Genomic DNA, 21,600 nt, shown 5'->3' on the forward strand with positions numbered 1-21,600 from the left:
CTCGGAGGCGGCGGTCATCTCCCGGCGGGCCGTCGCTAGGTTCGAGGGGCGGATCCCTCCGCCGAGCACGGAGGACCCATGGACGACACCCCGAGGCGCAAGCCCCTCGAGCCCCTCGACCCCGCCGACCAGGGCGTCTCCGGCGAGCTCCGCCGCGACCGCTTCCTCGGCGATCGCGACCTCACGCGCTGGGTGACGCCCGTCGGCCGGGTCCTCGCCCGCGTCGTGGAGCGGATCATGCGCGCGCTCGGCCCGTACGCCGCCCTCGTGATCACTCTGCTGGTCGGGCTCGCGCTCGCTGTGGGCCTGTCGGCGATCGCCGCGCAGGTCTACGACAACGTCACCGACGCCGACGGGGTCGCCGGCCTCGACAGGCCCCTCCTCGCCTTCATGATCGGCATCCGCACACCGTGGCTGGATGATGCGGCGACCGCGTACACGGACGTGGCGGGCACGACGATCATGCCGATCATCGCGGTGGTGACGATGCTGTTCCTCGCGGTGCGGCGCCGCTCGTGGACGCCGATCATCCTGGTCGTCGCGGCCGGCGGCGGATCCCTGCTGCTCACCATCGCGGGCAAGGACATCATCGGCCGCGCCCGCCCCGACCTCGCCGACGCGGTGCCTCCCTACGAGACGTCGCCGTCGTTCCCGAGCGGCCACACGCTGAACGCGGTGGCGATCGCCGGGATCCTCGCCTACCTGCTCCTCCTCCGCCAGCACCGCCGGGCGACCCGCGTGCTCTCGATCGCGGTGGCCGTGGTCTTCGCGATCACCGTCGGCGCCTCCCGCGTGTACCTCGGCCACCACTGGTTCACGGACGTGCTCGCAGCGTTCTTCCTCGGCGGCGCGTGGCTGGCGCTGGTGATCACGGCGCATCGGCTGTATCTGACGGCGCGGCGGCCGGGGGCGGTGGATTGACGCGCCTCGCTTCGGAGGATGAGGGACTTTGGCACCGGCATGGACGAACGCCATATAGCAAGGCTCTTAGCGATAGCAACACGGGTCTCTTGGGCTACGTGAAGAACTGCGATAACTAGGTATTCACCCAAGTTGCGCGGCGTAAAGTCAGTATACTGCCCGCAATTCGCTCCTTGTGGCCCCTATGTCTTGTGCTATCTGTGCCGTCAGCTGCGCGGCACAACTCATACTAAATGCCTCTTTACAAGCGCGGATTCGCAACCTAGGCTCCAACTAATGTACCTGGTCGCTCGACCTGGTTTTTCGTTAGTGATGGCGCGCCGGTCTGAGTTCGCCTCGTATATGCGAAAGGTGCCATTGTGGATGACAAAGAACTTGGAGCGGGTAAAACTTGTTTTTTGGTCACGCCGATTGGTAGTGCCCTCGCGCCCCTGGGAACGGAAGGGCGAGATTCCTACGAACGCGCTCTTGAAATGTGGGCTAAGGTTTTCTCTCCGGCTTGTGAGGTGTTTGGTCTGCGTGTTATACGCGCCGACAAAATCGCCGATCCGGGCGAATTGCCAGATCAAATATTCTCCTACTTGCGCGACGCTGAGGTCGTCATAGCCGACCTCAGTGGCGGAAACTCTAACGTTATGTACGAGCTTGGCTTGCGTCATAGTAAGCATGCCATGACGATTCAGGTCGGTGAGTATGGCCGGCTACCATTTGATCTCCAATCTATTCGCACGATTCAATTCAAGCGTGACGAGATGGGGCTAATCGATGCGCGCAACTCTCTGATAGACGCTTTGAGAGCTGGTCTTATAAGCGGACCAACGTCGCTCCGCGCGACGGAGGTCTTTACGGATGGCGCAGGAGCTAGAATTGATTCCCAAGCAGATTCCGCACGTTCAGCCGCGCCGGATGAAGTCGGGAAATTGCCGGAGGAGCCGGGCCTGCTTGAGGTGATGGCCGAAGGTGAAACGGCCCTGACTCATGTTTCCACGGTCATGCAAGACATTTCGGGAGATATCCGCCAAATTGCTGCGGTAACTTCAGCGGCAGGTGAACGCATTCAAGATCCTCAAATGCAGACAAAGGGTTTCGCTGGGCGGCTAGTCATTGCTCGTGAATTGGCCTCAGAGCTTGAGCCGCTGGCGAGTGTCATGAGCAACGATTCGGCGGATTTTGCGTCCGACATCGCACTGATCGACGCAATGCTTAAGAATATTTTTGCGCGATCGGATGACGAGGACCCAGAAACTATCACTAACTTCTTGGACAAAGTGGAAGAGATGCTTGAGGCCGCCGAGGGGGGAGGGGAAGGCATGATGCAGATGCGTGCTGGCGTAAGCAAGATTCGCGGACTCTCGCGTGACTTGCGACCTGTGGCCGATGCTCTCGATAGGTCTTTGGGTGAGGTCATAACGGGTATTCGAGTAATGCTTGATTGGAGGACGCCCATGGCAGAAGTTCGGGCTTCGTTGCTGACGAGGGATTTGGCGTAGCCCGTCCTCATAGTATTAGACGTGAAGCACGGACTAGCAATTATTCAAATGAGGTGTTGGCGTTGTGGCGATGGGTGCCTGTGTCGGGCGCCTCAAGCGCGCGGAACTGCCCCTATGGCGTAGATGGCCGCTGTTGACCCGACGGCCGTGCGACCCTTGCCGCATGGATCTCGTGGTGCCCCCGGGGCTGACCATCCCGGCGGCCGAGCTGCAGTGGCGGTTTTCGCGGTCGTCCGGGCCCGGCGGGCAGCACGTTAACACGGCGGACAGCCGGGTGCAGCTCACGTGGGACGTCGCAGGATCGCTCGTGCTCACGGATCAGCAGCGCGAGCGGATCCTCGACCGGCTCGGCCGACGCCTCGTCGCCGGGACCATCACGGTGACGGTCTCGGAGCAGCGGTCGCAGCTGCGCAACCGGGTCGCCGCGATCGACGGGCTCCGTCAGCTCATCGCCGAGGCGCTCGCGCCCGATGCCTCACCACGCCGCCCGACCCGCCCCACGAAGGGCTCCCAGAAGAGACGCCTGGCGGCCAAGACGCAGCGGTCCGCGACGAAGCAGCAGCGCAAGCGGCCGACCGGCGACTGAGCGCGCGAAGGAGCGGGCGTCAGCGGATCAGGCGGACGCCCCCACGGACGCGTCCGCCCGGTCCCACCCCAGCGCCTCCCCGATCTGCTTGATAGCCGCGAGCGACCGCAGGTTGAAGTCCACGCCGAGCTGGTTGGGGATCGTGACGAGCAGCGTGTCGGCTGCGGCGATCGCCTGGTCGGCGCCGAGCTCCTCGATGAGGCGCTCGGGGCTGCCGATGTAGGAGCGGCCGAAGCGCCACCTCTCGCCGCCGACCTCGCCGACCTGGTCCTGGCCCTCGATCTGCGAGCGGACGCCGAAGTACATCTCGGACTCGTCGTCGACGATCGGGATGATGCTGCGGCTGACGCTCACGCGCGGCTCCCACGCGTGCCCGGCGGCGGCCCAGCCGTCGCGGAACAGCTGGATCTGCTCGGCCTGGAGCACGTCGAGCGGCACGCCGGTGTCCTCGGAGAGGAGCGTCGACGACATGAGGTTCATGCCCTGCTCGGCGGCCCACTGGCCGGTCGCGCGCGTGCCGGCGCCCCACCAGATCCGCTCGCGGAGGCCCGGCGACTGCGGCGTGATCGCGACGCCGCCCGCGATGATGCCGCGCTGCGGGGCCGCGGTCGCGAGCTCCTCGCCCTCGAGCGCGCGGAGGAAGAGGCCCGTGTGGCGGCGGGCCATGTCGGCGTCGGTCTCGCCGTCGCGGGGCACGTAGCCGAACGACTCGTAGCCGGCCTCGACCTGCTCGGGCGATCCGCGGCTGATGCCGAGCTGCACCCGGCGGTTGGAGATGAGGTCGGTCATGGCCGCCTCCTCCGCCATGTAGAGGGGGTTCTCGTAGCGCATGTCGACCACACCGGTGCCGATCTCGATCCGGCTGGTGCGGCTCGCGATGGCGGCCAGCAGCGGGAACGGCGACGCCTGCTGCGGCGCGAAGTGGTGCACGCGGAAGTACGCGCCGTCGATGCCGATCTCCTCGGCCGCGACCGCGAGGTCGATCGACTGGAGCAGCGAGTCCTGGGCGGTGCGGACGCGGGATCCGCGCACGTCCTGCCAGTGGTTGAACGACAGGAAGCCGATCTTGGTGGCCATGGGGCGCTCCTCGGTGCTCGACGGCGGCGGATCCGGGTGGATGCGTCTGCATGGAAGCGAACCACGTCCGCGCGCCCCGGTATTCCCGCGGCGGATCCCTGGACCGCACGCGCACCCCGGCCTACGCTCCCGACATGCACCGGATCTACACGACGCCGTTCGCCGCGGTGTACCCGCTCTACGTGACGAAGGTCGAGCGGAAGGGCCGCACGCGCGCGGAGCTCGACGAGGCGATCACCTGGCTCACCGGCTTCGACGCCGCCGAGCTCCAGCACCACCTCGACGCCGAGACCACCTTCCAGGACCTCTTCGCCGCCGCGCGGCTCAACCCGCTCGCCGACGAGGTCCGCGGCGTGATCTGCGGCGTCCGCATCGAGGAGATCGAGGACCCGCTCATGAAGCAGGTCCGGATCCTCGACAAGCTCGTCGACGAGATCGCCCGCGGCCGGCCGATGCAGAAGGTGCTGCGCGGCGGCTAGCCGATCCGCACGGCCTCCGCCAGCACCGCCGCCGGCAGCACCGCGCTCGCGTGCAGCACCTCGAGGCCGAGGAGGCGGCCGTCGGCGTCGAAGTCGAGCGCCACCTCGCCGCGGTCGCCCGGCGTCGTGATCGAGTGGATCGTCGTGGCCGCGTCCCCGTCGGCGATCGGGTCGGCCAGCTCCACGTACGCGGCGTCCGCGACCGGGTCGTAGGTTAGCCGCATCACGCGCCCGCCGCCATCACGCGACGGAACGCGTCGAGGGTGTCGTGCAGGACGTCGGCCAGCTCGCCCGCGCCGTCGTCGGAGAGCCAGCGGCCGATGGAGACGCCGAAGACGGTCGCGGTGGCGTGGGCGACGAGCACGGCGGTGAGCGGATCCACGCCGCGCTCCACGAAGCCCGCGCGCACGGCCTCCTGCATCGCGTGGACCTTGCGCATCTCGCGCTCCTGCAACCCGGCGTCGGCGACGATGATGCGCTTGCGGGCGACGAGCGTCGCGCGCCCCTCCGCGAACTGCGACGCGACGACCTCCGGGAAGCCGTCCTCGACGACCTGGAGCGGCGAGCGGTCGGCGGGCGCCTCGCGGATGATGCGCGTCACGAGCGCGGGCAGCTCGTCCTCCTCGGCGAACAGCACCTCGCGCTTGTCGGCGAAGTGGCGGAAGAAGGTGCGGGTGGTGAGGCCGGCGCGGGCGGTGATCTCGGGCACGGTCGTCGCGGCGAAGCCCTGGCTCTGGAACAGCTCGAGGGCGGCGGCGGCCAGGCGCTCGCGCGTGTCCGGCTGCCATCTGCTCATGCGTCGATCCTAGTGATGACATTCCGTGCCATCGCAGTGCATACTGATGACACGCGGTGTCATCGGGCAGCGCGATCCGCAGATCGGAGATCCGCCATGCCCACCGAGACCGCCGCCTGGCTCGCCTCGTCCGCCGCCGACCTGACCGTCGGCCCCGCGCCGCTCACCGCACCCCGGGAGGGCGAGGTCGCGATCCGCGTCCGCGCCGTCGCGATCAACCCGCTCGACACCATGAAGCAGCACATGGGCGACCTCATGTACCGCTGGCTGCCGCACCCCGCGGTGCTCGGCGAGGACGTCGCGGGCGTCGTCGAGGAGGTCGGCCCGGGCGTCACGCGCTTCGCGGTCGGCGACCGGGTCGTCGCGTACGCGGTGGGCATGGAGAAGGGCCGGCGGCACGCGCCGGAGGGCGGGTTCCAGTCGCGCGCGATCGTGCGCACCGACCTGGCCGCGCCGATCCCGGACGCGCTCGGGTTCGCGGACGCCGCGGTCCTCCCGCTCGGCATCTCGACCGCCGCGTCGGGCCTCTTCGGCGCCGGCCAGCTCGGCCTGCGCATGCCCGACGCCACCACGCCGCCGACGGGGGAGACCGTGGTGGTGTGGGGCGGATCCACGAGCGTCGGCCTGAACGCCATCCAGCTCGCGGTCGCGGCTGGCTACGACGTCGTGACCACCGCGTCGCCGCGCAACCACGACCTCGTGACGGGCCTCGGCGCGAGCCGCGCCTTCGACTACCGGAGCGCGACGGCCGTGCAGGACATCGCGCGGCACCTGGCCGGCCGACGAGTCGCGGGCGTGCTCGCGATCGGCACCGGATCCGGCGACCCGGCCGTGCGGATCGCCGCCGCCACGGGCGCGAAGCGGGTCAGCATGGCGAGCCCGCCCGTCTCGTTCGAGACCCTGCCGCGCGGGGGCCGCGTCGGCCTGCCGCTCGTGCGCCTCGGCCTCCGCATGGGCACGGCCACCCCGGCGCTGATGCTGCGGGTGCGCGTGCGCGGCATCCGCGCGTCCTTCATCTGGGGCAGCGCGCTCATGCACGACGAGGTGGGCCCGATGATCTGGGAGCGCTTCCTGCCGGCCGCGCTCGCCGGGGGCCGCTACGTCGCGGCGCCGCCGGCGGAGGTGGTCGGCACCGGACTCACGAGCATCCAGCCCGCGATGGACCGGCTGCGGGAGGGCGTCTCGGCGCGGAAGCTCGTGGTGACGCTCTAGCGGTCGCGCTCCGTCGGTCGGCCGGGGTCACGGCGGAGGTCCGAGCTACCCGGTGCCCTGCCCGTCGGTCGCGCCGGGGTCGCGAACGCGAGCCGTAGGCGCTCTGCGACCGACGTCTCGACTCCTGCCATGCGCGCGTACGCCGGATCTCGGCGCAGCAGTGCCGCCGCCGCCAGCGCGCGTGTCCGCTCGACCGCGGTGATGCCGTCGCCGACGCGGTCCCGCCGGGTCACCAGCGTGCCGAGGGTGGCGATGTCGACGAGGTGACGCGTGCTGTCGTCTCAGGGGATCTCCACGGCGGCGGCCTTGGACAGGATCGCTCCCTGCAGCGTGGGACGACGGATCGTCCCCTCGCGGTCTTCCGCACGGAAACGGACGTCCATCGACCGGTCGAGCGCGCCTTGGGTCCCCGGTGCCGAGAGGGTCGTCCCGCCACCTACGCCCCGGCGTCGGTCGGCGCGCTCGCCGAGGAAGCGCGGGATCAGCACGTCGATGCGGGCCTCTCCACGGGTCCATCGGTGCTGGTGGCCTTCGAAGCTCGTTCCGTCCGGCTCGAACCCGATGTCGCGCAGGACGCTGGTGAACGTCATCAGCATGCGCGGGTGCGCGCGGATGTCGAGGGCTGTGTCCGCGTCCACGGTCGGGCGGTTCGCCGGGGCGCCCCGCTCCCAGCACAGCGACTGGATCATCTGCCCGCCGTCCAGGGCCCAGCCCACCGGGATGCGTTCGTGGACCTCGAACAGCGCATGCCAGGCGTCCGCCTGCGCGCGTCGCAGCGGCGGTGCGATGACGGTCATGCGATGCCCCCGAGGAGCTGCGCGGCGGCCGCGCGTTCCCGCGGGCCCTGGTGCTGGACGAGGTCGGCGATCAGGTCCCCGAGCGGGAGTGGGCGCCCGACGGGACCGTCGTGCACATGGAGCAGGACGTTGGGCTGCTCGCTCCGGACGAGCAGGTACTCATGGACCACGGAGTCGAGGACGTCGGCGGGGACGTGGGCCTCGAGCTCCTCGGCATCCGACATGCCCGAGCGCGGATCGCTGATGCCCCCTGCGACGAGTCGGCGATCCGCTCGGAGATCCTCCAGATCGGCGGCCGCGACGCGGTACGGCATCGGTGCCGACCGCGCGCTGCGGATCCAGGAGGCCAGCAGCGACGCCGGGTCAGGGTCCGCCTGGAGCCGTCCGAGTCGCGCGGACACTCGTGCGGCCTCGCTCGCGGACAGGCTCTCCCGCCAGCGCCCGTCTCCCGAGAGTCGCGTGAGCAGGGCGTGCGCGGAGCGGATGGACAGCGGCCTGCCCGCCCTGTCGTGATGCGCTGCGGCCGAGTCGATGACCCATCTGCCCGCCAACTTGCGCGCCGGCAACGAGCCCGCTGCTGCCGCCGCCTGGACCCTCCTCGCGGAGATGCCGTGATCGTCCGCGTACTCGGCCGCGCTCATCTCCGCCATGTCGCCCCCTGTTCGTACCACAATCATACGTGTGCGCGAATGATTGTGGTAGGTCGGTCAGGAGAGGGCCGCCATACGCTGGATGGGTGCCCGCCCACGACCTCCTCACCGTCCCCGACCGCGCCGCGTGGCGCGCCTGGCTCGACGCGCACGAGGAGACCTCCGACGGCGTGTGGCTCGTGCTCGCGAAGAAGGGCACGACGGATCCGACCTCCCTCACTTACGCCGAGGCCCTCGACGAGGCGCTGTGCAGCGGGTGGATCGACGGGCAGACCGCGAGCATCGACGAGCGGATCTTCCGGCGCCGCTTCACTCCCAGGCGGAAGGCGTCCCTGTGGTCGGAGCGCAACATCGGCCTGGTGGCGACGCTCACGGCCGAGGGGCGGATGCGGCCGGCGGGGATCCGGGAGGTCGAGCGCGCGCAGGCGGACGGCCGCTGGGAGCGCGCGTACGCGGGCCAGGCGTCCGCCGCCGAGCCCGAGGACCTGCTGGCCGCGCTCGCCGCATCGCCGGCCGCCGCCGCGACCTTCGCGACGCTCACCAAGGTCAACCGCTACGCCGTGATCCACCGGGTCGCGACCGCGCCGAACGCCGCCGTCCGCGCGAACCGGCTCGCCAAGCTCGTCGCGATGCTCGAGCGCGGGGAGACGCCGCACCCGCAGTGAGCGGCCGGGGCGCCGACGGATCCAGCCCGCGCCGCGGATCCGCACCCGTCGCCCGGCCCGCCGCGGGTGTCTCTTTCGTCTTGCTGACGGTCCCGAGGCGATCCCCGCCGCGACCACGAGTACACCCGTAGTTTGTGTACGAACGGCCCCGTGCGGGCCGGGGGACGCGGCCGGCGACCTCCGGCACGAGAGCCCGCGCGAGACCGAGCACGACCCGGACCGCACGCCCGCGTGCATCCTCCTCGTCCCGTCGCCCCGCGCGACCCGCACCCCGAAGGACTCCGATGCGCGACACAGCCCCCTCGACCACCCGCCGGCGACGCCGTCCGATCCGCGTGGCGCTCGTCGCCGCCGCGGCTGCCGCGACCGTCGCCCTCACCGGCTGCGGCGCCGGCGCCGACGTGGGAGGAGCGGGCGTCGCCTGCGACATCCCGCAGCCCGACGCGAAGACCACCGTCAACGTGCTCTCCTACAACAGCCCGTCGACGAACCCCTTCACCGATGCGATCGCCACCGGCTGCACGGGCGGGAACCTCACGGTCAACGCCCCCACCACCGACTTCGGCGGCCAGAACCAGCGTGCCGTGCAGTCCATGTCGGGCACCAACCCGAGCTACGACCTCGTCGAGGTCTACGGCACCGTCTACCCGCTCTACGCGGAGCGGGGCTGGATCGAGCCGCTCGACGACCGCATCGCGGACAAGGGCGACGAGCTCGGCATCGACGACATCGACCCGACGCTGCTGGAGTCGCTGCAGTACGACGGCAAGCAGGTCGGCATCCCCACGTTCTGGGGCACGATCATCTTCATCTACCGCGAGGACATCCTCAGCGACCTCGGCATCGAGGTGCCGACGACGTTCGAGGAGATGTACGCGGCGGCCGACAGGATCCGCACGGAGACCGGCATGGCGAACCCGCTGGCCCTCCCGTTCAACGCCGCGGGCGACAACTCGAGCGCCTACAACCAGTACCTCGGCTCGCTCGGCGGCACCTGGTTCGAGGACGGATCCGCGACGCCGACGCTCGACACCCCCGAGTCGATCCAGGCGCTCGACACCCTCCGCGCCACGTACCAGCAGATGAGCTCGCAGTCGACCTCGTGGTCGTCGCCCGAGGTGATCACGCAGCTGCAGACCGGCCAGGCCGCCATGTCCATGCTGTTCGCCGGCCGCGTCTCCGCGCTCCTCGACGAGGGCCAGACGGAGAACTTCGACAAGTTCGCGTTCGCCGTGCCGCCGTCGGTCGAGGAGGGCGGCACACCCGCCACCAGCCTCTCGGTCGACGGGCTCTCCATCGCCGCGAACTCGAAGGTCGACAAGGACCTCCTCTTCGACCTGCTCGGCGTCGCGACCGGCGCCGACGCCGCGACCGAGGCCGCCAAGGCCACGATCCCCGCCCGCACCACGCAGGCGCAGGCCGCCGACCTCCCGTTCGAGCAGGCCGCGCGCGACGTGCTCGAGAGCGAGAAGCCCAACGGCCTGCCGCTCGTGCCGTACATGTCCGACGTGTTCGCCGCGATGGCGCCGATCCTCGCGCAGGTCGTCGACGGCACGCTCTCCTCGGCCGACGGCGCCACCCAGCTCCAGGCGGCGGCCGTGCAGGCCATCGCCACGGCGGGCTTCGCTCCGTGATCTGCGCCTCCCGCGCTCGCGGGTCCGCGCGTCCGGTCGCCCGGGCATGAGGCTCAAGACCTTCGCCGCGTTCACGGCCCCCGCCATCATCCTGATGGCGGGGCTGCTGATCGTGCCGCTGATCACCACGCTCGTCTGGAGCTTCCAGAACGTGCCGGTCGGCCAGCCGGGCGTCTTCAACGGCGTCGCCAACTACGTCGAGATCTTCACCGACCGGCGCTTCGGCCGCGACGCCGCCTTCACGATCACCTACGCGGTCATCATGACGGTCGCGAAGCTCGTCGTCGGCTACGGCATCGCCCTGCTGCTCAACCGCATCGAGCGCGGGCGCATGGTGATTCTCGGGCTCCTCATGGCGAGCTACGTGGTGCCCACCGTGATCGGCGCGCTCAACTTCTCCTGGCTGTTCAACGACATCTTCGGAGGCGTCGTGAACCAGGGGCTCGCCGTGTTCGGGATCCACGTGGACTGGCTGACGGAGACCGGGCCCGCCCGCGTCCTCATCGGCCTGCACGCGCTCTGGCACGAGACGCCGTTCGTGATCCTCGTGCTGCTCGCCGGCCTGCAGACGCTCCCCGAGGAGCCGCTCGAGGCCGCGCAGCTCGACGGCGCCGGGTGGTGGCAGCGCCAGCGCTACATGGTGATCCCGCTGCTCGCGCCCCTGTTCTCGTTCGTGACGCTGATCAGCCTGATGGACAGCCTCAAGGTGTTCGACTCGATCCGGATCATCACCCCGGCCGCCGGCAGCGTCGGCACCGAGTCGCTCATGGTGTTCGTGTACCAGGTGGCCCTCGGGGAGTCGTACCGGCTGGGGGTGGCGAGCGCGGTCAACGTGGTCACCATCGTCATCACGCTCGTGCTGCTGATCCCGTTCCTCCGACAGACCTGGAAGGGGGCGCGGGCCGCATGACCGCATCCACCCCGCTCGTGCCCACAGGCCGCACCCGCCTCCCGCGCGGCGACGGACCGACCGGATCCGGCCGCACGCTGACCGCCCGGGAGCGCCGCCGTCGCGAGCGCATCGGGTCGCTGTGGGCCGGCGCCGCGCTGGTCGTGGTCGTGATCGTCGCGCTCAGCCCGTTCCTGTGGGCGCTGCTCACCGCGATCAAGCCGTTCCAGGACGCCTTCACGAACCCGCCGACGTGGGTCTTCGAGCCGCGCTTCGACGCGTTCGTCGACCTGTGGCGCGGCACCCGGTTCGCCGAGGTGCTGGTGAACACCTTCATCGTGGCCGGGCTGACGGTCGTGGTCGCGCTCGTGGTCGGCGCCCCGGCCGCGTACGCCTTCGCGCGCTACGCGGGCGTCATCGGGCCGATCCTGCTGCTGCTCGCCGTGGTGCTGCGGACCATCCCGCGCTTCGCGGTGGTGCTGCCGTTCTACGAGATGAGCCAGGCGCTCGGGATCTACGACACGAAGATCGCGCTGGTGGCCGCCCTCGTGGCGGTGAACATGCCGTTCACGCTGCTGCTGCTCGTCGGGTTCTTCCGCGACATCCCGACCGAGCTCGACGAGGCCGCGATGATCGACGGCTGCAGCCGCTTCGGCGCGTTCCGCCGCGTCATCGTGCCGCTCATGGGCCCCGGGCTCGTGACCGCGGGCGTCTTCACGCTGCTGGTCGCGTTCCAGGAGTACCTCGTGGCGCTGACGCTCACGCAGAACCAGGCCGTGACGATCCCCGTGTTCATCGCCGCGCAGAAGGGGGCCGACGACATCTCGACCTACCAGACGCTCGCGGCGGCCAGCATCGCGCTCGTGATCCCGGTGGTCCTCATCGCGGTCTTCGCGCGGAAGTACCTCGTGGCGGGGCTCGGCGGCGGAGCGGTCAAGGGCTGATCCGGGGTCAGGCCCCGCGCGGGGCCGCCCGGCGCAGCGCGACCGCGCCGACCGCGATGGCCGCCGCGAAGAGCCAGGCCGCTGCCGCGGGCGCCGCCGCGGTGAGCAGGAGGCCGACGCCCACCACCGGCACGGCGAGCCCCGCGTAGGCGGCGGTGAAGACGAGGGTGGACGCGCGCGGGCGGGTCGCCGCGTCCGCCGACCGGAGCGCCGACCGAAAGGCGGCCGAGAAGACGATGCCGGCGCCCGCGCCGCTCAGCGCCCCGGCGGCGACGAACAGCCCGATCGCGCCGGCCGTCGTGGCGGCCGCGACGAGCACGAGGCCGGCCACGAGCGTCGCCGTGCCCGCGGCGATCCCCGCCGCCCGACCCCGGACGACCTGCGGCGCCACGGCCCCGGCGAGGAAGACGGAGGCGACGACGAGCCCGCTCACCGGCACCGGCACGTCGCCCGACATGGCCGCGAGCAGCGTGGGCGCGAGCGCGCCGAACAGGCCGGTCACGGAGAAGGCCAGGAAGGCGCCGAGGAGGATCCACCCGGCGGGGCGAGCCGGTCGCGCGGCCTCGGCCGAGCCGGCGGGCGGGCGGACGGCGCGGGCAGCGGCGGGATGACGACGCGGGCCGCCACGGCGCCGAGGGCGAGCACCGCCGCGTAGGCGAGGTAGAGCGCGCGCAGCCGGTCGGGCTCCGTCGGCGCCGCCAGCCCCGAGACGAGCGGGCCGAGGGCGAGCCCGCACATGCTGAGGGCGGGCGCGATCCGCAGCGCGGCGGTGGACGCGCGCGACGGCGGCCCGGCCTCGGCGATGCGGCCGATGATCACCGAGACGGACGAGGCGAGCACGCCGACGCCGACGCCCGTCAGCAGCCGGCCGAGCGCGAAGCCGGCGAACGACGGCAGCAGCGCGAGGGCGACGGCGGCGACCGCCTCGATCCCCGCGGCCAGCGCCACGACCGCGCGCAGGTCGATCCCGCGCAGCACGCGCAGCGACGCGAGAAGGGACGCGATGGCTCCGACGGCGAACCCGGCGAACAGCAGCGTGACGCCCGACGGCCCGATGGCGAACCGCGCCTCGTACGCCGGGTAGAGCGGGGTGGGGGCCGTCGACAGCGCCATCCCGGCGAGGAAGCACGTGACGACGAGCGCCAGGGACGAGGTCGTGCGCGAACGGCCCACGCCATCTCCTTCACTCCGGGTGCAGGATCTTCACCCTAGGCGAAGCGGCGCCGACGCGAGCGCGACCGCTCAGAGGCGGCGGAGGTTGATCCACACGGTCCGGGCCGGCCGGTCCGTCGTGTTGCGGATGAGGTGCGCGCGCTTCGCCGGGAACTGCGCGGCATCGCCCTCGCTCGCCGCGTAGATCTCGCCGTCGAGCTGGATCTCGAGGTCGCCGTCGATCACGATGCCGAACTCGTGGCCCGGGTGCTGGGACGGCCGGCGCGCGTGGCTCGTGCCCGGGTCGTACTCGTCCACGTAGATCTCGATGTCGAGGTCCGATCGGTAGACGGCCGAGCGGCGGCGGGCCCCGCCCGGGGTCACGTCGCGGATCTGCGCCTCCAGCGGGATGATCGGCGCGTCGTCCTGCCCCGACTTCGCGAACAGCGTCGTGATCTCCACGCCGAGCCCCTGCGCGATCGCGTGCAGCGTGCCGATGGACGCCGTCGTCTTGCCGCGCTCCACCGTGCTGAGCATCGAGAGGCTGAGGCCGGTGCGCTCGGCGAGGTCCTGCAGCGTGAGCTCGTTCCGCAGCCGCAGCGTCTTGATCCGCTCGCCCACGCCCTGCACCACGTCCTCGAGCGCCTCGCGCGGAGCCGGGGCGGGGCGGGCGTCCGGCTCGGCGGATCCGCGGGGCCTGCTGCGCGTCTGCTCGCTCATGCGCCCATCGTCCCAGGTGGCCGGGCGCGCCGTCGCGCTCTCGCCGCCGTGCGCTGCCGGTCGCATGACGGAAACACGCCTGCAACACCCCGAATGTAACTTCTACTACCAGAGCGAAGTCCCGATGCTCGTCCCGAACCGACCGGAGGTCACCCGATGAACGCCTCGCCGCCTTCCCCGACGGACGCCCCGGCGTCCGTGCCCCCGCCCGTGCTCAGCGTCGGCTTCGACGAGAGGCTGCCACCCGCCCGCACGGCGCTCTTCGGCGTCCAGCACCTCCTCGCGCTCACCGGCATCTGGGTCTTCCCGAGCATCATCGGGTCCTCGCTCGAGCTGTCCAGCCAGGAGGTCGCGTGGATGATCCAGGCCTGCTTCCTGCTCACGGGCGTGGTCACGATCCTCCAGTCGTCGCGCGTGCTGCGCCTGCCGATCGTGCAGGGCCCCACCGCGGCCTTCATGGTCGCGATCATCTCGTCCGGCGCCGCCTTCGGCCTCGGCACCGCGTTCGGCTCCATGGCCGTCGCGGGCCTGATCTTCATGGCCCTCACGATCCCGCTCAAGCGCTTCGGGCTGTTCGGCCACGTGTCGGCGTTCGTCTCCTCGCCCATCGTGCTGGGGACGCTGTTCGTCATCATCGGGGCGCAGCTCGCGAGCATCGGCGCGGGGGGCTGGTTCGGCACGGCGGGGACGCCCGCGTACGGGTCGCTCGCCCTCGTCGTGACCGTCGCGACGGCCGTCATCGTGCTGGCCTGCCTGCTGGTGGGGCGCGGGATCGTGAAGCGCGGCGCGATCTTCTGGGGCATCGTCGCCGGCAGCGTCGTGGCGCTCGCCGTCGGCGCCTGGACGCCGCCGGACGTCACGTCCGCCCCGCTGGTCGGCGCGCCGCACCTGCTGCCGTGGGGCTTCGGCGTCGAGGGATCCGTCGTGGTGCTCATGCTCGTCGCCTTCCTCCAGGCGGGCACCGAGTCCATGGGCATGTACACGATGGTCGCCAGCTGGGGCGGCGAGCGGATCGACACGCAGCGCGTCAACCGCGGCCTGTTCTCCGAGTTCGGCGGCACGGTCGTCGGCGCGCTCTTCGGCGGGATCGGCACCACCTCCTACCCGGAGAACGCGGGCATCGTCCGCGTCTCCGGCATCGGCAGCCGGTTCGTGACCCTCACCGCCGGCGGCATCGCCGTCGCGCTCGCCTTCCTGCCGCCCGTGAGCCTCTTCCTCGCGGGCATCTCCGGCCCCGTGCTCTCCGCCGCCTCCACGATCCTGTTCGGCATCATCGCCATCAGCGGGATCCAGATGCTCGCCCGCGTGACCTGGGACGACCTCAACCTCGCGATCGGCGCGACGGCATTCATCGTCGCGCTCGGCACCCAGTTCGTCCCGGCCGACGTCGCCGCGACGCTCCCGCCGTCGATCGCCAGCATCGTGACCAGCCCGATGATGACCGGCATGTTCCTGCTGCTCGGGCTGCACGGCCTCGTCAACCACGGGCTGCGCCCCGCGCTCGCCCGACGGGAGGCGCGGAGGGAGGACGCGGCGTCGGCTGCCCGCTCCGACGTGCGGCCGGCCGATGCGCAGGCCATCCGGCACGGGCACGTCGGCACCGACGCGCCGGATCCCGCCCCCACCCCGTCCACCACGACCGACAGGAGCGCGGCATGACCGCCATCGACGTCCACGGCAGCCCCCTCGAGATCGCCCGCGACGGCGGCTTCGGTCCCTGGCTGGATCCCGCGAGCACCGCGGTCATCTCCATCGACATGCACCAGGGCCACCTCTCCGAGGACCCCGACTGCCCCTGCCCGGCTCCGCGCGGCCGGCAGGTGATCGCGCCCATCGACGACTTCCACCGGCGGGCGCGCGCCCTCGGGGTGCCGGTGATCCACGTGCGGTCGGAGGTGCGGGCCTCCGGGATCGACGACCTCGGCGGCACCTCGCCGAGCGCCTGGCGGCGGACCTTCCCGCAGCACGTGGGCGAGATCCCCGGCGCCTCGGACCACGCGATCGCGGGCAGCCGCTGGACGGAGTTCGCGACCGACGTGCAGCCCGGCGACGAGGTCGTCACCGGCAAGAAGCGCCTCTCGGCCTTCTACCCGACCGACCTCGACTTCCTGCTCCGGCAGATGGGCGTGCGCGCGGTGGTCCTCGACGGGATCATGGCCGACTGCTGCGTGCTCAACACGGCCTTCGACGCGTCGAACCTCGGCTACCGCGTGACGGTGCTCTCCGACCTCGTGCGCGGCACCGACGAGGGGCTGGAGCGCGCGGCGCTCGGCATGGTGTCGCTGCACCTCGGTCTCGTCACCACGGCGGACGAGCTCGTCGGCACGTGGCAGGCGGCGCGCGCCGACGTCGAGGAGCCCGCGGTCGCGGTCGGTTAGGCGCCCGGGAGCGTCAGCGTGAGGATCCCGTCGCGCGCCTCGACGGTCGTGCCGCGGTGGTCGCGGACGCGGGGGAGGCCGACGGTGGCGTCGCTCTCGTGGTCGCCCACGACGACGACGCGCATGCCCGCGGCGAGGCCCGCGCGGATGCCGGCCTCGGCGTCCTCGTAGACGATCGCGTCGGCGGGATCCACGCCCAGGCGCGATGCGGCGAGCAGGTAGCCGGACGGGTCGGGCTTGCCGGCGGTGACGTCGTCGGCCGAGACCACGACGTCCGGCACGCGGATCCCCGCACCGGCGAGGCGGGCGCGCGCGAGCTCGAGGCCGGCGCTCGTGACGAGGGCGTGGGATCCGGTGGGGAGCGAGTCCACGAGGTCGCGGGCGCCCGGGATCTCGATCGTGGCGGGGCTGCCGTCGAGCTCCAGCCGGTCGAGCTCGGCGAGGAGGGCGGGCACGTCGCTGTCGGCGGGGGCGAACCGGGCGATGCTGTCGACGGCGCGCACGCCGTGGACCCGGCGGATGAGCTCGGCCGGGTCGTGGCCGAAGCGGTGGGCGAGCATCGTCCAGATCTCCTCCACGAGCGCGGTCGAGTCGACGAGCGTCCCGTCCATGTCGAGGAGGAGCGCGCGGGCGGTGAGCGTGACGGGGGAGGACATGCGTCCATCCTCCCGGACGGGTGGCAGCCGGGCGATCCCGCGTCGGCCACGATGGAAGGGGACGCCGCGATCCGACGCGGGCGAGCGGAGGCGGCATGGGCGCGGGCGACATCGACGAGGTCGAGGCCGGGAAGGTGCGCACGCTCACCGGCATCTCGGCCTTCACGCTGATGCTCGGCCTGCTGATCGTGGGGCTCGCGCCCGACCTGTCGGCCGCAGGCGGGTTCCGCTGGAGCGCGCCCAGCTGGCTGTACGCCGGGATCTTCGTGCTGTTCGGCCTCGCGGGGCTCGTCTCTGCGATGCGCGCGATCCGGCTGCGGCGGCGATCCCGTGGGTGACGCGTTCGAGAAGGCCGTCCTCGTGGGGTCCATCGTCTGCATGTCCGGCTCGATGGTGATGTTCGTGCGCGTCATGGCCCGACGCATGGTGACCCAGGACCCGCCGTCTCGCCGGACGCTCGTCATCCTGGCGGTCTTCGCCGTGGGCGCCGTCATCACCGGCGTGATCCGCCTCTTCCTGCCCTGACGACGGGACCCGGGCTCAGCCCGGGAACGCGTCGCGGGCCAGCGGGATCCGCTCGACCCGCATCCGCTCGAACCCGTTGAGCCACTCGCCGAGCCCCGCGAGCGCCCGCGCCGCGTGCTCGAGCGCGGCCGGGCTGTACGAGGTGCGGAGGGGGAGGCGCTCCACGTCGTCCGGCGTCGCCCAGCGGCGGCGCTCGCCGGCCAGGTCCTCGACGATCCAGGCCCGCCCGCCGTCCGGGCCGGGGACGGAGACCTTCGACGCGGGGAGGAAGCGGTCCGGGTCCACCATCGCGCGTCCGACGACCGGCCAGTCGCCGTCCTCGACGCGGATCGCGCTCACCTCCGCGGCGAGCACCGGCGCGGCGGCGGGAACACGGGCGGCGTGCGTCGCGGCCTCCGCCGCCGGGACGACCAGGTCGACGAGCACGACGTACGGGGAGGTGCGCACACGGGCGACGACCTGCCCGAGCTGCACGCGGCCGTCACCGAGCGGGAGGGCGAGGACGTCGCCGGGCTCCGGTGGCGGGAGGCGCTTCCGGCGCGGGCGGGGGCGCGTCCGGGCGACCGGGGCGGCGGGGGCCGCGGCGACCTCGTCCACGAGCCCGTCCACGGCGCTCCGCGACGCGGCCAGCCACTCGTCGAGGTCATCCGACTCCGACCAGACGGCGAAGAGGTCGGACTCGGCGGGACCGGCGATCGCGTGCCGGCCGAGGTCGTGGATCCGCCGCACCGCCGTGTCGTCGAGCCCTGCCGCGAGAGCCACCGCGTCGAGATCGTGGTCGACACCCGTCAGGTCCCGCCCCTGCCGCCCGGCCGCGACGACCGCCGCCATCGCGAGGGCGCGCTCGCCGTCCGCGACCGGCAGCGGGGCGTCGTCGCGGACCGCGGGCGGTGCCCAGGCCACGCCCTCGGCCAGGTCGGCGAGGAGATCCGCCGCCGTGTCGTTCTCGAACGGCCCCGCACCCCACGCACCCATGGGCCGAGGGTATCCGTGCCACCCGCACCCGCCGCCGTCCCCTCGGCGACCGCACCGGTTACGGCTCCCGCCGGTGCCGGTCGTCCGCGACGCGCCCCCGTAGCCTGGGCGCATGGCGGGATCCACCGGGCGCGGGCGCGCATCGCACCACGTCGTCATCGGCGCCGGGCTCGCGGGGGCCGCCACCGCGTGGCAGCTCGCGAGCCGCGGGCACGCCGTCACGGTGCTCGAGCGCGACCGGCCGGCGAGCATGCTGGGCAGCTCGCACGGGTCCGCGCGCATCCTCCGCTACGCCTACGACGACCCCTTCTACGTGCGCCTCGTGCGCGACGCCCGCGTGCTCTGGGACCGCCTCGAGCGCACCACGGGCGCGCGGCTCGTCACCCCGACCGGATCCGTGGACTCGGGCCTCGTGCGCCGTCCCGCCGAGCTCGCCCGCGTGCTCGAGCGCGTCGGCATCGAGCACGAGCTGATGTCCGCGCGCGCGGCCCGGGACCGCTGGCCCGAGATGGCCTTCGAATCCGATGTGCTGTTCCACCCGGCCGCGGGCGTGATCGACGCGGAGACCGCCGTGCGCACGATGCTCGACCTCGCCGTCGCGCACGGCGCCGTGGTGCACGAGGGCTGGACCGCCGCGCGCGTCGAGCGGGTCGGCGCCGGCTTCGCCGTGACCTCCGACGACGGGCGCCGCGTGGACGGCGACAGCGTCGTGGTGGGCGCGGGCGCCTGGCTGCCCGACCTGCTCGGCGCGCTGCCGCTGCCGCGCGCCGCGCTCGACCGGATCCCGCCGCTGCGCGTGCGGCAGGAGCAGGTGTTCCACTTCGCCTACATGGACGGGCCGCCCGCGCGGCCGGTGCCCACCTCCATCCACATGGACGAGCGGATGCAGGTCTACGCGCTCCCCGGCGGGCGCGACGCGGACCACCGCGGGCACAAGGTCGCCGAGTTCGACGGCGGGCGCGTGATCCCGTCGGCCGCGCACCAGGACGGCGTCGTGGATCCGGCCAACCGCGCCCGCGTCGTCGACTGGGTGCGCCGCAACCTGCCGGGCGTCGAGCCGGTGCCGTACGCGGAGGCGACGTGCCTGTTCACGAGCACGCCCACGGAGGACTTCGTGATCGACCGGGTCGACGGGATCACCCTCGTCTCGCCCTGCTCCGGCCACGGCGCCAAGTTCGCACCGCTCATCGGCAGCCTCGCGGCGGACGCGGCGACCGGGGAGCGCGTCGAGCCGCGGTTCGCGCTCGCGCCCTGAGGCCGCGCGCGGGTGACCGCGCGGGCGGACGCCCGGATCCGCCGTCCGCTCAGACCTTCTGCGGGCTGCCCCGGCCGCCGGTGCGCACTCGGCTGCGGCCCGGAGCCTTCGCCTCGGCGCGCTCGGCGGCTCGCTCCCGATCCGCGGCCAGGCGCGCCAGCTCCGCCCGCAGCTCGTCGACCCGGTCGCCGCGCCCCTCCTCGGGGAACGCGCCGGGGAGCAGCTGCGGCGCGAGCCGGGCGCGCACGATCTGCTCGAGCGCCGAGTCGCGCGCGATCACCAGCACCTCGCGGAGCGCCTCCGGGTCGCGCGAGAGGGCGCCCAGCCGCTCCACGATCTCCTCGGCGATCTCGGCGCGCAGCCGGAGGCCCGGCACGTCGCCCTCGCGGTAGTCGTCGGGTCGGCGTCCCTTGCCGTCGCGCAGCGCCGCGCGGTCGCGGGCCATGCGCAGCCGCTCGGCCTCGCCGCGCTTCTCGCCGATGAGCTCGGCCAGCTCGCCGCGGAGCGCCTCGATGAGCGACTCCTCGTCGTACGCGCGCCGCTCCCGCAGCGTGCGCATGATGATGAGGTTCTCCATCTGGAGCCGGAGCGCGACGCCGACGAGCAGCAGAGCCTCCTCCACGAGCACCTCCCGCTGCGCCGGATCCGCGGCGACGCGGGCGGCCACGGAAGGCGGCGGAGGGCCGGGCTTCGTGGGCTTCTCGGGGCGGATGCGGGGCCGGGGCATGATGTCCTCCCGCTCCGCTCGCTCCACCGGCGAGGTGATCCCAGGCTACGCGGAACGGCCGACCTCGGGGCGGGTCGCGCCCCCATCCGGGAGCGGATCCGCGCCCGCGCTCAGCCCATCCGCCGCCGGAGGAACGCGAGCGTGCCGAGCTCGTCGTCGATGCCGCCGCCGTCGTGGCCGTTGTACTCCCACTCGACGATCTCCTTCTCGCCCGCGTACGCGTCGAACGCCCCGTAGACGGTGGACGGCGGGCAGGTCGCGTCCATGAGCCCCACCGAGAAGCGGGCCGGCGCCGAGGCGCGACGCGAGAACGCGACGCCGTCGAAGTAGCGCAGCACGGCGTGCACGTCGGCGGCCCGGCCCCGGTGCGTCTTGAGGTAGTCGACGACCTCGTGGTACGGGTACGCGTCGGTGATGTGCGTGGCCCGCTCGATGTCGCAGAGGAACGGCACGTAGGCGGAGACCGCGGCGAGGTCGTCGCGGAGGCCCGCGACCGCGAGGGCCATGCCGCCGCCCTGGCTGCCGCCCTGCACGGCGATGCGCGACGGATCCACGACGTCGAGCGCCTTGGCCACGTCGACCGCGCGCACCGCGTCGGTGAAGAGGCGGCGGTAGTAGTAGGTGTCGCGCGAGGCGATGCCGCGGGTCATGAAGCCGGGGATCGCGGGTCCGGCCTCGCCGTGGTCGGCCGTGTCGCCCGCGCTCCAGTACGAGCCCTGGCCGCGGGTGTCCATCTGCAGGTGCGCGAAGCCGGCGGCCGCGTAGATCAGCGTCTCCTCGGCGCGTCCGCGACCGCCGCCGTAGCCGACGTACGAGACGACGGTGGGCAGCGGGCCGGTCGCGCCCGCGGGGGTGCGGAGCCAGGCGCGCACGTCGGTGCCGCCGGATCCGGCGAAGGTCACGTCCTGCACGTCGACGAGCGCGAGGTCGGTCTCGACCGGCGCGAGCCGCACGTCGAGGTCGTGCTGCGCGGCCTCGGCGAGGGTGCCGGCCCAGAACGCGTCGAAGTCGTCCGGGTCGACGTGGCTGCTGACGTGCGCGCGGGCGGCGTCGACGGGTTCGATGAGCATGG

General features: G+C 72.4%; 26 protein-coding genes. 14 read left to right on the forward strand and 12 right to left on the reverse strand.

Annotated elements, in window-relative coordinates:
• The first annotated feature begins 78 nt into the window (after positions 1-78).
• The 3 genes from AES38_RS00600 (at position 79) to arfB (ending at position 2,997) form a co-directional block, all read left to right on the forward strand.
• Positions 79-921: a phosphatase PAP2 family protein gene (locus tag AES38_RS00600; protein WP_053773337.1), complete on the forward strand. Its 843-nt coding sequence runs from the start codon at positions 79-81 to the stop codon at positions 919-921.
• A 359-nt stretch (positions 922-1,280) separates the two neighbouring features.
• The gene (locus tag AES38_RS15745) at positions 1,281-2,411 is read left to right on the forward strand and encodes a hypothetical protein (protein WP_157883489.1); all 1,131 of its coding nucleotides are present in this window, start codon (positions 1,281-1,283) and stop codon (positions 2,409-2,411) included.
• A 163-nt stretch (positions 2,412-2,574) separates the two neighbouring features.
• Positions 2,575-2,997 carry an alternative ribosome rescue aminoacyl-tRNA hydrolase ArfB gene (gene arfB / locus AES38_RS00610; protein WP_053773339.1) on the forward strand — a complete coding sequence of 141 codons (423 nt, stop codon included), beginning with the start codon at positions 2,575-2,577 and terminating at the stop codon, positions 2,995-2,997.
• A gap of 27 nt (positions 2,998-3,024) precedes the next feature.
• Here arfB and AES38_RS00615 read toward each other — a convergent pair whose 3' ends face one another.
• Positions 3,025-4,074 (reverse strand): LLM class flavin-dependent oxidoreductase, encoded by a 1,050-nt coding sequence (locus AES38_RS00615; protein WP_053773340.1) that lies wholly within the window; start codon positions 4,072-4,074, stop codon positions 3,025-3,027.
• A gap of 134 nt (positions 4,075-4,208) precedes the next feature.
• Between AES38_RS00615 and AES38_RS00620 the strand changes: the two genes are divergently transcribed.
• On the forward strand, positions 4,209-4,553 hold the full coding sequence (locus AES38_RS00620) for a DUF2200 domain-containing protein (RefSeq protein WP_053775579.1): 345 nt from the start codon (positions 4,209-4,211) through the stop codon (positions 4,551-4,553).
• On the opposite strand, the gene AES38_RS00625 is transcribed toward AES38_RS00620, so the two are convergent.
• Together AES38_RS00625 and AES38_RS00630 are read right to left on the reverse strand one after the other, a co-directional pair.
• Positions 4,550-4,777 carry a DUF2283 domain-containing protein gene (locus AES38_RS00625; RefSeq protein ID WP_053775580.1) on the reverse strand — a complete coding sequence of 76 codons (228 nt, stop codon included), beginning with the start codon at positions 4,775-4,777 and terminating at the stop codon, positions 4,550-4,552. The genes AES38_RS00620 and AES38_RS00625 overlap by 4 nt on opposite strands.
• Complete coding sequence (locus tag AES38_RS00630) at positions 4,777-5,349, reverse strand: TetR/AcrR family transcriptional regulator (RefSeq protein ID WP_053773341.1); 573 nt, start codon at positions 5,347-5,349, stop codon at positions 4,777-4,779. Before AES38_RS00630 ends, AES38_RS00625 begins: the two co-directional genes overlap by 1 nt.
• A 96-nt stretch (positions 5,350-5,445) precedes the next feature.
• Here AES38_RS00630 and AES38_RS00635 point away from each other — a divergent pair, with 96 nt between their 5' ends.
• A complete protein-coding gene (locus tag AES38_RS00635; protein ID WP_053773342.1) occupies positions 5,446-6,561 on the forward strand; it encodes a zinc-binding alcohol dehydrogenase family protein in 1,116 nt (371 codons plus the stop codon).
• Between the two features lie 281 nt (positions 6,562-6,842).
• Here AES38_RS00635 and AES38_RS16130 read toward each other — a convergent pair whose 3' ends face one another.
• Positions 6,843-7,358: a hypothetical protein gene (locus AES38_RS16130; RefSeq protein WP_244629195.1), complete on the reverse strand. Its 516-nt coding sequence runs from the start codon at positions 7,356-7,358 to the stop codon at positions 6,843-6,845.
• Complete coding sequence (locus AES38_RS00645; RefSeq protein ID WP_053773343.1) at positions 7,355-8,008, reverse strand: hypothetical protein; 654 nt, start codon at positions 8,006-8,008, stop codon at positions 7,355-7,357. Before AES38_RS00645 ends, AES38_RS16130 begins: the two co-directional genes overlap by 4 nt.
• Before the next feature lie 86 nt (positions 8,009-8,094).
• On the opposite strand from AES38_RS00645, the gene AES38_RS00650 reads away from it, so the two are divergent.
• The 4 genes from AES38_RS00650 to AES38_RS00665 all read left to right on the forward strand — a co-directional run bounded on the left by AES38_RS00650 (position 8,095) and on the right by AES38_RS00665 (position 12,140).
• Complete coding sequence (locus AES38_RS00650) at positions 8,095-8,673, forward strand: YdeI/OmpD-associated family protein (protein WP_053773344.1); 579 nt, start codon at positions 8,095-8,097, stop codon at positions 8,671-8,673.
• 284 nt (positions 8,674-8,957) lie between these two features.
• On the forward strand, positions 8,958-10,307 hold the full coding sequence (locus AES38_RS00655) for an ABC transporter substrate-binding protein (protein ID WP_081001808.1): 1,350 nt from the start codon (positions 8,958-8,960) through the stop codon (positions 10,305-10,307).
• A gap of 46 nt (positions 10,308-10,353) precedes the next feature.
• Positions 10,354-11,217: a carbohydrate ABC transporter permease gene (locus AES38_RS00660; RefSeq protein ID WP_053773346.1), complete on the forward strand. Its 864-nt coding sequence runs from the start codon at positions 10,354-10,356 to the stop codon at positions 11,215-11,217.
• A complete protein-coding gene (locus tag AES38_RS00665) occupies positions 11,214-12,140 on the forward strand; it encodes a carbohydrate ABC transporter permease (RefSeq protein ID WP_053773347.1) in 927 nt (308 codons plus the stop codon). The genes AES38_RS00660 and AES38_RS00665 overlap by 4 nt, the downstream gene beginning before the upstream one ends.
• 7 nt (positions 12,141-12,147) lie before the next feature.
• On the opposite strand, the gene AES38_RS00670 is transcribed toward AES38_RS00665, so the two are convergent.
• The 3 genes from AES38_RS00670 to AES38_RS00680 form a co-directional block, all read right to left on the reverse strand.
• A complete protein-coding gene (locus AES38_RS00670; RefSeq protein ID WP_053773348.1) occupies positions 12,148-12,642 on the reverse strand; it encodes a hypothetical protein in 495 nt (164 codons plus the stop codon).
• Positions 12,639-13,313, reverse strand: coding sequence for an MFS transporter (locus tag AES38_RS00675; protein ID WP_053773349.1), 675 nt, complete (start codon positions 13,311-13,313; stop codon positions 12,639-12,641). Before AES38_RS00675 ends, AES38_RS00670 begins: the two co-directional genes overlap by 4 nt.
• Positions 13,314-13,382: 69 nt before the next feature.
• The gene (locus AES38_RS00680; RefSeq protein WP_053773350.1) at positions 13,383-14,012 is read right to left on the reverse strand and encodes a helix-turn-helix domain-containing protein; all 630 of its coding nucleotides are present in this window, start codon (positions 14,010-14,012) and stop codon (positions 13,383-13,385) included.
• Between the two features lie 198 nt (positions 14,013-14,210).
• Between AES38_RS00680 and AES38_RS00685 the strand changes: the two genes are divergently transcribed.
• Together AES38_RS00685 and AES38_RS00690 are read left to right on the forward strand one after the other, a co-directional pair.
• On the forward strand, positions 14,211-15,671 hold the full coding sequence (locus AES38_RS00685) for a uracil-xanthine permease family protein (protein ID WP_053775581.1): 1,461 nt from the start codon (positions 14,211-14,213) through the stop codon (positions 15,669-15,671).
• Positions 15,668-16,390, forward strand: a complete 723-nt coding sequence (locus tag AES38_RS00690; protein WP_053773351.1) for a cysteine hydrolase family protein — start codon at positions 15,668-15,670, stop codon at positions 16,388-16,390. The genes AES38_RS00685 and AES38_RS00690 overlap by 4 nt, the downstream gene beginning before the upstream one ends.
• Here the strand turns inward: AES38_RS00690 and AES38_RS00695 are convergent.
• A complete protein-coding gene (locus AES38_RS00695; RefSeq protein ID WP_053773352.1) occupies positions 16,387-17,046 on the reverse strand; it encodes an HAD-IA family hydrolase in 660 nt (219 codons plus the stop codon). The two genes, AES38_RS00690 and AES38_RS00695, sit on opposite strands and share 4 nt — an antisense overlap.
• A 95-nt stretch (positions 17,047-17,141) precedes the next feature.
• Between AES38_RS00695 and AES38_RS00700 the strand changes: the two genes are divergently transcribed.
• Positions 17,142-17,384, forward strand: coding sequence for a hypothetical protein (locus AES38_RS00700; protein WP_053773353.1), 243 nt, complete (start codon positions 17,142-17,144; stop codon positions 17,382-17,384).
• The gene (locus AES38_RS00705) at positions 17,377-17,571 is read left to right on the forward strand and encodes a hypothetical protein (protein ID WP_053773354.1); all 195 of its coding nucleotides are present in this window, start codon (positions 17,377-17,379) and stop codon (positions 17,569-17,571) included. The genes AES38_RS00700 and AES38_RS00705 overlap by 8 nt, the downstream gene beginning before the upstream one ends.
• A gap of 15 nt (positions 17,572-17,586) precedes the next feature.
• On the opposite strand, the gene AES38_RS00710 is transcribed toward AES38_RS00705, so the two are convergent.
• The gene (locus AES38_RS00710; RefSeq protein ID WP_053773355.1) at positions 17,587-18,546 is read right to left on the reverse strand and encodes a DUF4259 domain-containing protein; all 960 of its coding nucleotides are present in this window, start codon (positions 18,544-18,546) and stop codon (positions 17,587-17,589) included.
• A 112-nt stretch (positions 18,547-18,658) separates the two neighbouring features.
• On the opposite strand from AES38_RS00710, the gene AES38_RS00715 reads away from it, so the two are divergent.
• Positions 18,659-19,801 (forward strand): FAD-dependent oxidoreductase, encoded by a 1,143-nt coding sequence (locus AES38_RS00715; protein ID WP_053773356.1) that lies wholly within the window; start codon positions 18,659-18,661, stop codon positions 19,799-19,801.
• Positions 19,802-19,850: 49 nt separating this feature from the next.
• Here AES38_RS00715 and AES38_RS00720 read toward each other — a convergent pair whose 3' ends face one another.
• Both AES38_RS00720 and AES38_RS00725 read right to left on the reverse strand, forming a co-directional pair.
• Entirely contained in the window at positions 19,851-20,528 is a 678-nt protein-coding gene (locus AES38_RS00720) for a hypothetical protein (RefSeq protein ID WP_242431024.1), read from the reverse strand.
• Between the two features lie 110 nt (positions 20,529-20,638).
• Positions 20,639-21,598: an acetylxylan esterase gene (locus AES38_RS00725; protein ID WP_053773358.1), complete on the reverse strand. Its 960-nt coding sequence runs from the start codon at positions 21,596-21,598 to the stop codon at positions 20,639-20,641.
• Positions 21,599-21,600: the final 2 nt, after the last annotated feature.

It is taken from the genome of Clavibacter capsici (assembly GCF_001280205.1).
In the GTDB taxonomy this organism is placed as follows: Bacteria; Actinomycetota; Actinomycetes; order Actinomycetales; family Microbacteriaceae; genus Clavibacter; species Clavibacter capsici.